This is a genomic window from Mycolicibacterium sichuanense (assembly GCF_033741125.1).
Lineage (GTDB): Bacteria > Actinomycetota > Actinomycetes > Mycobacteriales > Mycobacteriaceae > Mycobacterium.
The window spans coordinates 207,160-222,134 of sequence record NZ_JAWQPU010000001.1; the positions used below are offsets into that span (position 1 = coordinate 207,160).

General features: G+C 70.6%; 10 protein-coding genes. 5 read left to right on the plus strand and 5 right to left on the minus strand.

Features of this window, described 5'->3' with window-relative positions; genetic code table 11:
- The first annotated feature begins 17 nt into the window (after positions 1-17).
- From SBI80_RS01015 to usfY, 4 genes are read left to right on the plus strand one after another with little or no spacing between them, the layout of a single operon-like run.
- Complete coding sequence (locus SBI80_RS01015) at positions 18-761, plus strand: ABC transporter ATP-binding protein (protein WP_318972466.1); 744 nt, start codon at positions 18-20, stop codon at positions 759-761.
- A complete protein-coding gene (locus SBI80_RS01020; RefSeq protein WP_318972468.1) occupies positions 761-3,445 on the plus strand; it encodes a fumarate reductase/succinate dehydrogenase flavoprotein subunit in 2,685 nt (894 codons plus the stop codon). Before SBI80_RS01015 ends, SBI80_RS01020 begins: the two co-directional genes overlap by 1 nt.
- A 55-nt stretch (positions 3,446-3,500) precedes the next feature.
- The gene (locus SBI80_RS01025; protein WP_318972470.1) at positions 3,501-4,478 is read left to right on the plus strand and encodes an alpha/beta fold hydrolase; all 978 of its coding nucleotides are present in this window, start codon (positions 3,501-3,503) and stop codon (positions 4,476-4,478) included.
- 53 nt (positions 4,479-4,531) lie between these two features.
- Positions 4,532-4,834 (plus strand): protein UsfY, encoded by a 303-nt coding sequence (gene usfY / locus SBI80_RS01030; RefSeq protein ID WP_318972471.1) that lies wholly within the window; start codon positions 4,532-4,534, stop codon positions 4,832-4,834.
- 24 nt (positions 4,835-4,858) lie between these two features.
- On the opposite strand, the gene SBI80_RS01035 is transcribed toward usfY, so the two are convergent.
- Complete coding sequence (locus SBI80_RS01035) at positions 4,859-5,182, minus strand: GNAT family N-acetyltransferase (RefSeq protein WP_318973629.1); 324 nt, start codon at positions 5,180-5,182, stop codon at positions 4,859-4,861.
- Between the two features lie 65 nt (positions 5,183-5,247).
- Between SBI80_RS01035 and SBI80_RS01040 the strand changes: the two genes are divergently transcribed.
- Positions 5,248-5,703, plus strand: a complete 456-nt coding sequence (locus SBI80_RS01040) for a carboxymuconolactone decarboxylase family protein (RefSeq protein ID WP_318972473.1) — start codon at positions 5,248-5,250, stop codon at positions 5,701-5,703.
- Positions 5,704-5,712: 9 nt separating this feature from the next.
- Here the strand turns inward: SBI80_RS01040 and SBI80_RS01045 are convergent, their stop codons facing one another.
- Genes SBI80_RS01045 through recC form a run of 4 tightly spaced genes read right to left on the minus strand, consistent with a single transcriptional unit; the run spans position 5,713 to position 14,919 of the window.
- A complete protein-coding gene (locus SBI80_RS01045; protein WP_318972474.1) occupies positions 5,713-6,570 on the minus strand; it encodes a pyridoxamine 5'-phosphate oxidase family protein in 858 nt (285 codons plus the stop codon).
- Positions 6,571-6,602: 32 nt separating this feature from the next.
- Positions 6,603-8,333 (minus strand): exodeoxyribonuclease V subunit alpha, encoded by a 1,731-nt coding sequence (gene recD, locus SBI80_RS01050; RefSeq protein ID WP_318972476.1) that lies wholly within the window; start codon positions 8,331-8,333, stop codon positions 6,603-6,605.
- Positions 8,330-11,638, minus strand: coding sequence for an exodeoxyribonuclease V subunit beta (gene recB, locus SBI80_RS01055; RefSeq protein ID WP_318972477.1), 3,309 nt, complete (start codon positions 11,636-11,638; stop codon positions 8,330-8,332). Before recB ends, recD begins: the two co-directional genes overlap by 4 nt.
- On the minus strand, positions 11,638-14,919 hold the full coding sequence (gene recC, locus SBI80_RS01060; RefSeq protein WP_318972478.1) for an exodeoxyribonuclease V subunit gamma: 3,282 nt from the start codon (positions 14,917-14,919) through the stop codon (positions 11,638-11,640). The genes recB and recC overlap by 1 nt, the downstream gene beginning before the upstream one ends.
- Between the last annotated feature and the right edge of the window lie 56 nt (positions 14,920-14,975).

The following is a 14,975-nucleotide window of genomic DNA, read 5'->3' on the forward strand; positions in this document are numbered from 1 at the left end:
AAGAGGAGATCGCCCCGATGAGCGGCATGGCCCTCGACCTGCGCGGCGTGGTGCTCAGCTACGGCGGTGCGCCGGTCGTTGACGGTCTGGACCTCGACGTCCGGCCCGGTGAGATCCTGGTGCTGACGGGCCCATCCGGCTGCGGCAAGTCGACGGTGTTGCGCGCGCTGGCCGGACTGCTGCCGCCGGACGGGGGCGAGATCTGCGCCGACGACGCCCGCGTCACCACGACATCCCGCGACCGCGCGATGGTCTTCCAGGACAACGCGCTATTGCCCTGGCGCACAGTGCAATCCAACGTCGAGCTCGCGCTGAAGCTGGCGGGCCGGCCGCGGCAGGGCAGGCGCGCCGAGGCGCTTCGCTGGATCGCCGACGTCGGTCTGACCGGGTTCGAGGACTATTTGCCCAAGAATCTGTCGGGTGGCATGCGCCAGCGCGTGCAACTCGCCCGCGGGCTCGCGGGTGCACCGCGCGCGGTGATGATGGACGAGCCCTTCGGCGCGCTGGACACCCAGACCCGGTCCACCATGCAGCGTCTGCTGATCGACACCTGGCAGGCCCACCCGACGACCGTCGTATTCGTCACCCACGACGTCGACGAGGCCCTGCTCATCGGCGACCGCATTGCCGTGCTCGGCCGCGCGGGCCAACCCCTGCGTGCCCTCCTGGAGGTTCCCTCACCCCGCGACGGCGGCGTCAACCGCACCGCACTGCGGGCCGATGTCATTGCCGCCCTCGATAACTCGGAGTTGATCAGCTGATGCAGATTCCCCACCTCGACGACGCCGTTCGCCTGGATTGCGACGTGCTGGTCATCGGCGGTGGCACCGCCGGAACGATGGCCGCGCTCACCGCCGCCGAGCAGGGCGCCCAGGTGCTGCTGCTCGAGAAGGCACACGTCCGACACTCCGGCGCACTGGCCATGGGCATGGACGGCGTCAACAACGCCGTCATCCCCGGTAAGGCCACCCCGGAGGACTACGTCGCCGAGATCACCCGGGCCAACGACGGAATCGTCAACCAGCGCACGATCTACCAGACCGCAACGCGCGGCTTCGCGATGGTGCAGCGCCTCGAACGCTACGGCGTGAAGTTCGAGAAGGACGAGCACGGCGAGTACGCCGTGCGTCGTGTGCACCGGTCGGGTTCCTACGTACTGCCGATGCCCGAGGGCAAGGACGTCAAGAAAGCGCTCTACCGAGTGCTGCGCCAGCGCGCCATGCGCGAGAAGATCCGCATCGAGAACCGGTTCGTGCCGGTGCGGGTGCTGACCTCGCAGGGGCGCGCCGTCGGCGCGGCGGCGTTGAACAGCCGCACCGGTGAGTTCGTCGTCGTGGGGGCAAAGGCCGTCGTCCTCGCCACCGGACCGTGTGGGCGGCTGGGCCTGCCCGCGTCGGGTTATCTCTACGGCACCTACGAGAACCCAACCAACGCAGGTGACGGCTACTCGATGGCGTTCCACGCCGGCGCCGAGTTGTCGGGGATCGAATGCTTCCAGATCAATCCGTTGATCAAGGACTACAACGGGCCGGCATGTGCGTACGTCGCCAATCCGTTCGGCGGGTATCAGGTCAACGCCAAGGGGGAGCGGTTCGTCGACTCCGACTACTGGTCTGGGCAGATGATGGCCGAGGTCAAGAATGAGATCGAATCGGCCCGCGGCCCCATCTACCTCAAGGTCAGTCACCTGCCCGATGAGACGCTCAGTACGCTCGAGGGCATCCTGCACACCACCGAACGGCCCACCCGCGGCACCTTCCACGCCAACCGCGGGCACGACTACCGCACCCACGACGTCGAGATGCACATCTCCGAGATCGGGCTCTGCAGTGGGCATTCCGCGTCCGGGGTGTGGGTCGACGAGAACGCGCGCACGACCGTGCCCGGGTTGTACGCGGCCGGCGATCTGGCTTGCGTCCCGCACAACTACATGATCGGCGCGTTCGTCTACGGCGAGCTGGCCGGCGCGCATGCGGCGTCGACGCTCGACGTGACGCCGGCACCGGGCTCGCTTCCCGCCGACCAGATCGCCGACGCCCACGAGCTGATCTACCGGCCATTACGACACCCGGACGGGCCGCCCCAGCCGCAGGTGGAGTACAAGCTGCGACGCTTCGTCAACGACTACGTGGCGCCGCCGAAGACCGCCGCGAAGCTATCGCTGGCCGTGCAGACCTTCGAGCGGATGCGCGAGGAGGTCGAGGGCATCGGCGCCACCACCCCGCACGAACTGCTGCGCGCGGTGGAGGTGTCGTTCATCCGCGACTGCGCCGAGATGGCGGCACGTTCATCGCTGACGCGGACCGAATCCCGATGGGGCCTCTACCACGATCGCAGCGACACCCCCGATCGCGACGACGTCGAGTGGCGCTACCACCTGAACCTGCGCAAGACCGCCGACGGCATGGAGTTCCTCAAGCGTCCCGTCGCTCCGTACTTCGTCCCGGTGCCGGGCCTGGACGACCTGCCCAGCGGCGAGACGGACGCCATCGCCGTGCGGCAACCGGAGCTCGTCGGGGCGCAGGCGCCATCCGGTGACGGGTCCCGGGTGATCGCCGACGCCACTGCCGAGCCGCCGTCGCCACGCATCGCGGCCGTGCTGGCGCTGGACGAGCCGACCGTCGAGGACCTGGCGCCCTACCTGGACGACGCTGATCCCGGGGTGCGCCGCACCGCGGTCGACGTGCTGACCGAGCATCTCGCCGACGGGTATGCCCCCGCGCTCGTCAAGGCGCTGGGCGACGAGCACGTCGAGGTCCGGCGCATCGCCGCCGACGGCATCCGGGAACTCGTCGAGGTGCTGCCCGAGCCCGCCGCCCTCGCCCCGACGCTGGAGTCGGCGGACGCGTACGTCCGCAGTCTCGCGGTCTACGTGCTGAGCGCCCGGCGGGTGGGGGATGCCGACCAGTACCGTCGTGCGCTGACCGACCGCGATCACCGGGTGCGAATCGAGGCCGTCCGTGCGTTGGTGTCGGTCGACGACGCCGAGGGCGTGGCCGCCGCCCACGCCGATGCCAACAGGGAGGTGCGCATCGCCGTGGCCAACGGCCTCGGCACGCTGTCGTCGGGCACGCAGACGATCCGGGAGCTGATCCGGGATGCCGACCCCCTGGTGCGGGCCGCCGCGCTGGCCGCCATGGGCTCCTTCGAATGGGGTGACGGTGACGTCGGCACCGTCGAGCGGGCCCTGGCGGAGTCGGCCTGGCAGATCCGGCAGGGTGCAGCGCGCGCGTTGGCTGGGGCCCCGTCGCCGTCGACCGCGGTGCCGCCGCTGTCGCACGCTCTGGCCGATCCGCATCTCGACGTGCGCAAGGCCGCCGTGCTGAGCCTGACCCGGTGGGCGGGCTCGGACGCCACGGCCAGGGAGGCGCTCACCGGTGCGCTCGAGGACGGTGACGCGGACGTGCGAGCCTATGCCAGGCAGGCGCTGAGCAACGCGCGGTGACCGAACTCGTCGGCGGCTCGCGAGGCGATGGGGACCCGCCACTACCATCGGAGTCGTGACGGACGGTGATCCTGCAACGACGCCGGGGGGCGCCCAGGCGGGAGTGGTCCCGCCGCTCGATGTCGCAGGCTCGGGTGTCCTTCCCCCGGTCGACGACCGCGTACGGCGATCCTTCGGGGTGCTCGAGCGGTTGGCCCCCCGGGTGGGATCACGGTGGGCTGTCGAATTGTGGTGCACACCACCGGTTTTGGAGTCGAGCATGCGCATGCCTCCTGGGGTGCCGCCGGGCAAGCCGGTAGAGGCGCATTGGGAGGGGCACCGCGTCGCGGGCGAACGGTGGGGCCAGGGGCCGCCGGTCTACCTGGTCCACGGGTGGGGCGGGCAACGCGCGCATCTGGCGATGTTCGTCTCGCCGCTCGTGCAGGCGGGGTATCGGGTCGTCGCGTTCGACCTGCCCAGCCACAACGAATCCGAGCCGGGTGCGCTTGCGCCGGGGCGTACCACGGCCATCGAGTGCGCCCACGCCATTGCCGCCATGATCGAGACCCACGGGCCGGCCCACGCGGTGGTAGCTCACTCGCTGGGAGCCAACGCCACCGCCCTTGCGGCGGCGCAGGGCGCACACGTAGGGCGCCTGGTCTTCTTTGCTCCGATGGGCGACTTTCCGCTCTACCTCGACTTGTTCGCCGCGCGCCACGGTTTCGGTCGGCGGATCCGGGCGGGGCTGCACCGTCGTCTGGAACGACGAATCGGCATGCCGCTGGAGGAGACGAACATGGCGCGCGTCGGCCGACGGGCCAAGTACCCGCCACTGCTCCTCATCCATGATCCCGACGACCCCGATAGTCCCTACGCCGCCAGTGAGCGGCTGGCGGCGTCATGGCAAGACGCCCGGCTACTGACCACGCGCGGACTCGGCCGGCTGGCTCACTACCGGGTCCTTCGTCACCGCCCCGCGATTCGCGCGGGACTCGAATTCATCGGCCCGCACGCAGATGAACCGTCGACCGCGGAGCAGCCGAACCTGATGTGATCCATCTCACAATCGGCGTACGCTCGAGGGATCTCTTCACGAAGGGAGATGCCATGAAGGGCGCGCACCGGGATCCCATCGACCATGCCCGCACCACCCAGCCCCACGCCGGCGAATCGTTCATCGACACGCTGTGGTTGCCTGGCCTCGTCCTGATCATGCTCGGCACCGCGACGATCGCCGGGTTCCTGGCGGCGACGGCGTACGGCCACACCGAATGGCAGCTGCCACTGGGCTTCATCGCGGGTGCACTCGTCACCGCCGGCGCCATCCTGATCACGCTCGAGCATCACCGGGTCAAGCGTGTCGAACAGCGCTGGCTGGCCGACCATCCGGACCGCTGGCGCGCCGGCTAGCGGCTGCGCGTGCGGCTGTCGCGGTCAGCCCAGCGAGTCGATGATCGCCTTGGTCGGGCGGTCGACGACGTCGTCGAACTCGTGGTGCTTGCGTACGTAGGCGGCGACCGTCGGACACACCGGCACGATGCGCAGCCCCTCGGCCCTGGTGGCCGCCAGCGCCTCGGCGATCACCAGCGAGGCCAGCCCGCGTCCGCCGAACGCGTCGTCCACCTCGGTGTGGTAGAAGACGCGCTGCCCGTCACGATCGGCGAAAGCAGTGAGCCCCACCGTCTTTCCGTCGACGGCGATGGTGAACCGGCCGTCCTCGCGTGCGACGGTGACGGGTTCACCGGTCTTGTCGGTCAGGGTCACGGGCACGTCCTCTGGCTGCGTAGGATCGATTCGACCCTACCTCCGAGGTGAAGGCGCGGATGGACACCGAGCACGTACACATCGACAAGCAGACGCCAGACGCCTACCACGCGCTGGCTGCGGTGGCAACGGCCGTCACGAAGGCAGCCAGGGAGGCGGGGTTGTCGCGCAGCCTGACCGAACTGGTCAACGTCCGGGTGTCCCAGCTCAACGGGTGTCCGTCCTGCCTGGACGTCCACGTGCACCGGGCCGTCGCCGCCGGTGTCACCGAAAAACAGCTTGCGACGCTGTCGGTGTGGCGTGACACCGAACTGTTCGACGAGCGCGAACGGGCCGCGCTGCGGCTGGCCGAGATCACCACGACCCTGCCGGATCACGACGCCGCCGAACGCGAATATGCCCGTGCGCGAAGGATACTCACCGACGACGAGTTGTCGGCCATAATCTGGGTGGCTACCGCCATCAATGCGTTCAACCGCGTCTCGATCCTGAGCCGCCACCCCGTCAGGCCGTAGCGGCCCCGCTCAGCCGACGAACCGCAGCCCCGGGACCGAGCTCACCACCGCGTCGCGGACGTCGAACGCGACGCTGCGCTCGGTGCCATCCCAGCGCACCGCCGCGCTACCGGATAGCTGCACCGCGCGGCCGCTGCCGAAGTCCACGAACAGCAGGGCCGCATTGGGATCGACGGCGAGGTTGCCCAGGCTGTTGAACATGTTGTTGCCTGGGAACTCCGGCCACGTCACGGTGTGCGCGTCGGCATGCACGAACCCCGGGGGACCCCCGCGGTGCGATGCGTCGTTGCCGTATTCGGGGTGGGTGGTGCCGAGGAAGAACGTGTCCGCTGCGCGCAGTTGCTCGACGTCGTCGTCCCCCAGTGCATCACCGCGGCGGATCGACCGGGCCTCGTCGGCCGGTGCGTCGGGGGCGGGGCTTCGTGGGTGGATGTACTGCGGGCAGTTGCCATAGGCCTGGGCGACATCGACCGACAGAGCACCCTCGTCGGTCGCGCCAAGCACGCCGTTGATCCGCAACCGGCGCCGGGACGCGAAGTCCATCACGATCAAGCCGATGGGTTGCCCGCTTGGCAGACCGAACAGCGGATCCTCGGGGTGCGGCGTCGTGCCGAGGTGCAGCCGCATGGGAGTTGCCACGGCGAGGAACCCCGGTGGACCCACCAGCGGCGACGTCCACAGCGCACCGTCACGGTCCCTCGCGGCGATGGCCGCGAACGTGGCACCGGCCAGGAAGGCGCCGACGCCGCCGCGCAGTTGACCGCGTCCGACCATCGCCGAGAGCCGGGCGGCTTGCTGCTGCACGCCGGCTCGGCGCTGCACGGCCAGCTCACCCGAATGAAAACCCGTCGCGACCCGTGTCACCACGTGATCAACACTACGGCGGAGTCCGCGATTCCTCAGTCGGTCAGCCGCAGCGCCAGACCGGTCGCCCGGACGGCCCGCTTCTCGATGGCCGACCGCACCTCTTCGGCCGAGCCCACCACCCGCACCTTGGACTTGGCCCGCGTCACCGCCGTGTAGAAGAGCTCCCGGGTTAGCAGTCGCGAATCCACCGGCGGCATCAGCACCGTCACCTCGGCGGCCTGGGAGCCCTGACTCTTGTGGATCGTCATGGCGTACATCGTCTCCAGGTCCGGGAGCCGGCTGGTGGCGAACACCCGCGGCGCGCCGGCGCTGGAGATCGCCGCGCGCAGGCCATCCAGGCCCGTCACGGCCACGCCGGTGTCACCGTTGTAGAGCCCCAACCCGTAGTCGTTGGCCGTGACGAGCAGGGGCCGCCCGACGTACCAGTCGGACCAGATCGGTTCGCCCGTCGACTCGGTGAGCCACCGCTCCACCTGGCGGTTCCAGTGCTGGACGCCGTGCGGGCCGTGGCGGTGCGCACACAGCAGCCGGTGTTCGTCCAGTGTGGCGAGCGCCGCGCCGGCGTCACCGAGCACGGCGGCCTCGCGCAGCCGAAGGGCTTGCGGCAAAAGCACTTTGCGAAGTTCGGCGGTCGGATCCTCGACGTCCAGCCACTCGATGTGCACACTACCGGCGGCCAGCACCCGCAGCGCCGCATCGGCGTCGCCGTCGCGGATCGCCGCGGCCAGCGCGCCGATCGACTCGCCGAAACGGTGCGAAGTGCGCAGCGCCACCACCGGCGAACCCCGCTCGGCGCCGAGACCCTCGACGAGGTCGGCCAGCACGGCACCCGCGTCCACCGACGCCAACTGGTCCGGATCACCGACCAGCAGCAGGCGTGATTGCGGGCGCACCGCCTCCAGCAGCCTGGCCATCATCGTCAGTGACACCATCGACGTCTCGTCGACGACGATGACGTCGTGGGGCAACCGGTTGCCGCGGTGGTGGCGGAACCGCGACGAATTGTCGGGCCGGCTGCCGAGCAGCCGGTGCAGGGTCGTCGCCTGCAATCCCGCGAGCCGGCGCTGATCGACGAGATCGAGCTGGTCGATCTCCAGCTGCACGGCCTCCTGCAACCGTGCGGCCGCCTTTCCCGTCGGCGCGGCCAGCGCGATCCGCAACCGCGACGCCGGGCCAGCCTGACCCGCGAACAGCGCCAGCAGCCGTGCCACCGTGGTGGTCTTGCCCGTGCCGGGCCCGCCGGTCAGCACCGTAACCCGTTGTGAGAGCGCGATTTCAGCGGCACCCCGCTGCTCTTCGTACCCCGCCGGGAACAACCGTTCGACGTCGGCGGTCGACGTGCCCGCGTCACGCGACACCATGGCCCGCAGATCGTCGGACACCTGTTGTTCCTCGCGCCAGTAGCGGTCGAAGTACAGCAGGTGCTCCTGGCGGCGCACCACGTGCGGCGGGCCGAGTAGAGGGCTGGCCCATACCGCATCGAGCCAGCCATCGACCGCGGGCCACGGCAGCTCGGGAGCGTCGACCTGCGTCTGCACCGAACGCAGATCGAGGCACACCGATCCGGCGCGCAACCCACGCACCATCAACGCGACGGCGAGCAGCACGCGCTCGTCGGCCTCCCCGGCCATCGCGCACAGCCGTTGTGCCACGCGTACGTCCGCCGAATCGATGACCGCGGCATCGTTGAACTCGGCCAGCAGGCCGGTGGTCCCGGCGGCGCGGCGCCAGTCCGCGGTGTCGACCGGTTCGACCGACGTCATCGCCCCACCCTCCCGGTGTCGAGCAGCTCGGAGATGGCCACGATCAGCGAGGCAGGGGGCGCCCAGTCGAACACCCCGGCCCGTCGTCCGTCCAGCAGGGGCGTGTCCGGGCCGCACATGCCGCGGACGAATAGGTACAGCACCCCGCCCAGGTGATGCTCGGGGGAGTAGCCGGGCTGGCGCCAGCGCAGGAAGCGGTGCAGCACGACGCTGTACAGCAGCGCCTGTAGCGGATAATCGGAGTGCAGCATGGCCTCGACGAGCCGCGCCTGTTCGTAGTCGGCCGAGGTCAACTCCACGTCCCCGTCACCCAGCCAGTTCGACTTGTAGTCGACGACCACGTAGCGGTGGTTCCCGGGGGCGTGCGGGGCGGGAACGCGAAGCACCGCGTCGATCGAGCCGTTCAGGTATCCGCTCAGCGGCTGGGCGCCCAGCGGGTCGCTCGTCAAGCGTTCGGCGTAACAAGCCAGCGGATCCTCGGCGGTCAGGTGCTCGGCGACCAGCCGCCCGACGTCGCTCAGGTGGATCCGACCGGCGACACCACCGAGATCGCCACCGGCGAGCGGGAACTCGAAGTCCAACTCCCGCAACCGGTCCCGCAACCCGATCTGGCGCAGGGTCAGGTCGGCGGCGAGCGGACCCAGCGGCGTGTCGTGCATCGGGACCAGCGCCGCGGCCAGCTCGGGGGCGGGCACGTCGACCGGCCACCACGCCGAGTGCTCGCGGATCCGGGTCTCCAGTTCGGCCGCCAGGTCCACCGCGAACGGGTCGGCGGTCTCGAGCACCGCGTGCATCAGGGTGCCGAACGTCGCCCCCTTCGGCAGGTCGGCCATCGGTGACGGTACGTGCGGGCCGGTCGAGGGCTGAAGCAGCGGCAGGTCGCCGACCTCGTCGTCCAGCGCGACGACCTCCGGCTCACTGGTCACGCCGATCGTCTCGGTGGCGCGGATCAGGCCCGAGTACGACGTGCGGCGCCAGGTGGTGTCGATGGCGCGGTGAAAGTGCCTGGCGTCGAACTGCTTCGGAGCCGGCGGGGCGGGCGGGGACGGCAGGGGTGCCGGCACCGACTGCTCGAGGACGGGCCCACCCACCGCCTCCCACTCCCGCAACCGGGACAGGGCGTCGTCGTCGGTGATCTTGCTGGGCACGCACCGGTTCGGCACGGTCGCCTCACCGGGCCGGCGGCCGCGCAGCAACCGGGATAGTCCGCCGTTGGGTTCGTCGCGCGCCGGGGACCACCACGCGACCACCTGAGCCTGCGCCCGGGTGAGCGCGACGTAGGTCAGCCGGCTGTCGTCGCCCGCGGACTCCTCCCGGCCGAGCCGCTCGACCTCGAGGTAGTCCGGGCTCTCCCGGCCGCCGATGTGCAGGCAACGGGTCGGGCCGTCGTGGAACAGGATCAGGTCGGGCTCGGGCACCCAGCGGTTGAACGCGAACGGCAGGTAGACGACCGGGTATTGCAAACCCTTGCTCACCCACACCGTCATGATCTGCACCGCCGCGGCGTCGCTGTCGAGTCGGCGATTGCGTTCGCCGGCCCCGCCGCGGTCCTCGCGTTCGGCGCGCAGCCAGTCGCGCAGGGCAGGCAGCGTGTAGTGCTCGCGGTGCGCGACGTCCTGCAACAGCTGGGTCATGTGCGCCAGGTCGGTCATGTGCCGCTCACCGTCGCGCCAGGACAGCACGCGGTCACCCATGCCGGCGAGCTGGGCGGCCTCGAAGATCGCCGCGACGCCACGCTCGCGGGCGTGACCCGCCCACTGCCGCAACGTCTCCGCGACGTCGTCGGTCAATGCGTCGCCACCGTCGGCGAGATCCCGGGCGGTCTTGCCGAAGAACATCGTCGCGGCGGCGGCCCGCACCACCCCGGCGCGGTGCGGCTGGTCGAACGCCTCGAGCAGCGAGAGCCAGTCGTCGGCCGCCTCGGAGGCGAAGATGTCCGAGTCGCCGGTGTACACCGCCGCGATGCCGGCGCGGCCCAGCGCCAGCTGGCACACCCTGGCGTCGCGGTGCGTCTCCACGATGACCGCGACGTCGCCCGCCTGCACCGGCCTGCCCTCGAAGGTGGCCCCGCTGGCGAGCAGGGTGCCGATGTCGGAGGCGAGGTCCTTGCCGATGTGCTGGCGGATGTCGCCGATCGGGACGTTCTGAGTTCCCCTGAGCCGGAACGTACTTCGCTGCACGACGCGTAGCCGGAACGGCGCGTCGTGCGGGGCGCCCACCAGCCGCCGGCCCCGGTTGGCGGCCGCCACGTCGTGCACGACGATCGCCGGGTCGCCCAGCGCCGCACCGCGCAACACCGCCTGCAGCGAGTCGACCAGCGCACCGTCGCTGCGCCAGTTGGTGCCGAGCGTCTTCTTGGCGCCGGCCGTCTCGGCGGCGTTCAGATAGGTGACGATGTCCCCGCCGCGGAAGGCGTAGATCGCCTGCTTGGGGTCACCGATCAGGATCACCGTCGAGCGTCCGCTGAAGGCGCGGTCGATCACCTGCCACTGCACGGGGTCGGTGTCCTGGAACTCGTCGACCATCACGATCGGCCAGCGCTGGTGCATGCGCAGCCGGGCGGGGGAGTCCTTGGTGTCGAGTGCTCGGGCCAGCCGCGTCAGCAGGTCGTCGTACCCGAGGATGCCCAGCCGTCGCTTGCGCGTCTCCAGCTCGGCGAGAACGTGTTTGGCGAAGGCGACGCGCACAGCGGCCCGCGAATCCGGCGGCGGGTCGAGCGGCCGCAGCTCGGTCGCCGGGTTGCCGACGACCTCGCGGGCCAGCTTGAGTGCATCGGGGTAGGACAGCAGAGGGTCGTCGCGCTGCTGACCGAAGTGCGCCAGGTAGAGATCGTCGACGACCTCGGTCACCAGGTCGGTGAGGCTCTCCACCAGGGTGACGCGGGAGTCGGAGTCTCCGGCCACGCCGAGCGATTTCAGCACCAGCTGGCAGAACTGGTGCGTGGTGGCGATCGTCGCGGAGTCGAACCCGGCCAGGGCGTCGCGCAACCGTTGTCGCCGGGCGGCGCGAAGCTCCTCGGATCCTTCCAGCAGGAAGGCCACCAGCTCGTTGTCACCGGCCACCGACGGATCGTCGAACGCGGCTGCGGCCTGGGTGATTTGGCGACGGACCCGGTCGCGCAGCTCCTGGCTGGCGGCGCGGCCGAAGGTGATCAGCAGCATCTGGTCGAGGGTTGCGGCACCCTCGGCGACGTAGCGGGTCACCAGCCCGGCCAGGGCGAACGTCTTGCCGGTGCCGGCGCTGGCCTCCAACACCGTGGTGGAGGCGACGTCGGGAAGGGATCCGCGCAGATCGAAACGCTGCATCAGATGCGCACTTCCGCGCGCAGCATGGGCAGCCAGAGCCGGGCCGAGTACGCGCCGAGTCGGTGGGTCTCGCCGTCGGATTCTTCGCCCGGCCGCAGGGGTTTCATCAGGTCCTTGAGCCAGGCGTTGGCGCCCCAGGCACGCACCTGCGCGGGGTCGGCGTCCTCCCCGGGATAGTTTCCGGACTTCCACCGGAAGGCAGCCTCCCGCTCGGGGTCGCCGCCCTCCATCCGCGCGCTGGCCCAGGCGTAGGACGTCTTGACGGGCAGGGGCAGCGGTTCGCGACTGCCGGCGTCGTAGATCGCGACGAGGTCCTGCAACAGGCCGACGGCCGGTTCGTGTGGTGACCCCAGTGCGCGCTCAGTCGGCGTGCTCCCACGGCGCGCACGCCCGATGCAGATCGCCGACCATTCCCGCTCCGGGTGCTGAGCGGTCAACGCCAGCAACGGAAGCCACGCCGCCAGCAAGTGCTTGCCGTCGAGCCGGGAGTAGGTGACCGAGACCAGATGGTCATCGAACACTGGAGACACGGTGCCGGTCAGGCGGCGCCCGTTGCCGAGGTCGATGTCGACGTCGTACGCGTCGGGGTTGGCCGTGCGGTGCGCCAGGGCCGTGGCCGCCAGCAGCGCCGCCTGCTCCCGCAGCTCGCCCGCCTTACGCCACCCCAGCTGGCCGGGCGGCAGCGTGCCCCGGCGCCATTCGGCCTGCCGAGCATCCTCTGGGCTCATCCCGCGCAGCATGTCGCCGAGCATCCGGTCACCGACCGCCCACTGCTCCAGGGCGTCGATGTCGACGGAGATCTCGTCGGCGACGCCATCGACGTCCCACGGAAGCGTGTAGTCCAGCGCGCGGAAGAACCCCTTGACGGGATCCTTGAAGAACCCGATCAGGTCGGCGAGCGCGACGTCGCCGTGGGGACGTTCGGGCAGTTGCCCCGAGACGAACTTGGGGCGCTCGGACCGTTCGCGGGTGCTGGCTCTGGCCGCGCGCAGCACGGTGTCGTCGAAGGTGAACGGGACGTCGGGGATCAGTTCGCCGGGGATGACGTTGCGAACGTCGAACGGCTGCAACGGATGGTATACGACGATCCGGTCGCGGACGGCCTGCGCGGTGGTGGCGTCCACGGCATCGAGCAGCTCGGCCAGCGGCACCGCGGGTGGGCGCGCCTGGCCGGAGTGGGCATTGGCGCCGGTGTAGGTGATCACCAGCTTCTCGGTCGTTGCGCCGATCGCGTCGAGCAGTAGCTGGCGGTCCTCCGAGCGGCTGTCGCGCTCCCCGGTCACGGGGTCGCGGGCCAGGACGTCATCCCCGTCGACGACACCGTGGCGGGGGAAGACGCCGTCGTCCAGGCCGACCAGGCACACCACGCGGTGCGGCACCGAGCGCATCGGCACCATCGTGCACACCGTCAGCGTGCCGGTGCGGAAGTTGGCCCGCGTCGGACGGCCTGCTAGGTGGCGATCCAGGAGCGCCGCTACGTCGGGCAGCCGCAGCACCGTCGTGCTCCGCGGACCCGCGTCGAGCAGCACCTGCCCGAACTCGCGCTGCAGCTGGCTGGTCTGCCACGCGTCGGCGGCGCTCACGCGGGTCATCAGGGTGATGCCCTCGGCCAGGGCGTCCAGCCAGTGCTCCAGCGGGTGCTGCCCGGTGAGCGCATCGATGGTGCGCTGCAACCGGTCGACGAACTCGGCGAGCTGACCGGCCAGCTCGATGCGGTTGCTGCCGACGTCGTCCAGCGGCAGGGTGGACCCGAGCCAGGCGTGGGCGTCGTCGGACATCGCGACACCGGCGAGCACGCGGTCGATGCCGAAACGCCAGGTGTTGTGCACGAAGTCGACGCCGTAGGGCTGGCGGTGGGGCCGGTCGAACCCCCAGCGCACGTTGGCCTGCCGCACCCAGCGCGTGACGTCCTCGAGGTCGTCGTCGGTGAAGCCGAAGCGTGCGCGTACCGGCGCGGTCTGAGCCAGGTTGAGTACCTCGCTGGCGGTGACCCGGCTGCCGGCCAGCGTCAGCAGTTGCGACGCCACGCCAAGGAGCGGATTGGTTTGGACGAGTGAGCGATCCGCGAGCCGCATGCGCAACCGATGTGCCGGATGCGCGTCGCGCAGCACGTCACCGAGCCCGAAGTCGGCGTTGATCAGTGGTGCGTAGGTCTCGACGTCGGGGCACATCACCAGGATGTCGCGGGGCTCCAGCGTGGGGTCGTCGGCGAGCAGACCGAGCAGCACCTCGCGCAGCACGTCGACCTGCCGGGCCTCGCCGTGACAGGCGTGCACCTGGATCGACCGATCCCCGGCGGTGACCGTACGGCCAAGCGGCCGAATGGCATTGGCGGCAATGTCGGACTGCAGCCAGCCCAGCAGGGTGTCGGGGTGCTCGTGGTCGCCGAGATGTTCGTCGGTGGACAGCTCGCCGGGCAGGATCATCTGCAGCTCGCGCAGATCCCGGCCGAGGGTGGCCAGCAGCGGATGGTGGACCTGCCGGTGGCTGGTGTCGTCGCGGCGGGGGATCGGCCCCCGGGTGCCCGTCAGCGCGCGCCACAGGTCGTCGCTGGGGTGGGGGAGCCACAGGTGGACGTCGTGGTGGCTGGCCAGCGCCTCGAGGAGTTCGATCTCCGTGACGGGCAGCCGGGTGTGCCCGAACAGCGACAACCGGGGTGGCAGTTCCAGTGGCGAATCACGCAGGGCGGCAACGGTTTTGCGGTGTCTAACGTCTGGTGGTTCGGCGCCGACCCGGTCGACGAGGGCGCGCCACAGCGGAGGTTGCCACTCGAGATCGCGGTCCAGGCCGCCGACGTCGCCTCGCAGCCAGCTGGCGGGAAACTGCGGGCGCTGCCTGGCATAGGACGCGAAGAGCCCGGCGATCCGGCGCGCGACGGCGTAGCGCCGGCCCTGGCGCAGCTCGCGCTCCTCGCCGACGTCGACGTGGCCGAGGTGGGTCGCCAGCGTCCGGCACCACGGCTCGTCGAGGCTCTCGTCGATGACTTCCAGCAGTGGCCACACCATCGCGTCCGGTGCCCAGGGATCGTCGTCGGCGGTGCCGGTGATCTCGGCGATCAGCGAGTGCGGGTTCCTGAACTCGACACCGGCGCACACCCCGTCGCCACCGGCGCCGCGACCCAGCACGTGGGACAGCCGCTGGCTGAGCCACCGCTCGACGCCGCGGGCGGGCACCAGCACCAACTCCATCGCGAAGGGATCGTCGAGGGGTTGGGACAGCAGCGCGCCGAGCCCGTCGGCGAGGAGATCCGTCCGCTCGGCGCGGTGCAGGTGAAGGCCCATCGCCGCCAGCCTAGGCGGCGCGTCCGACACTGGTCCTCGCCATGGTCACCGCATAG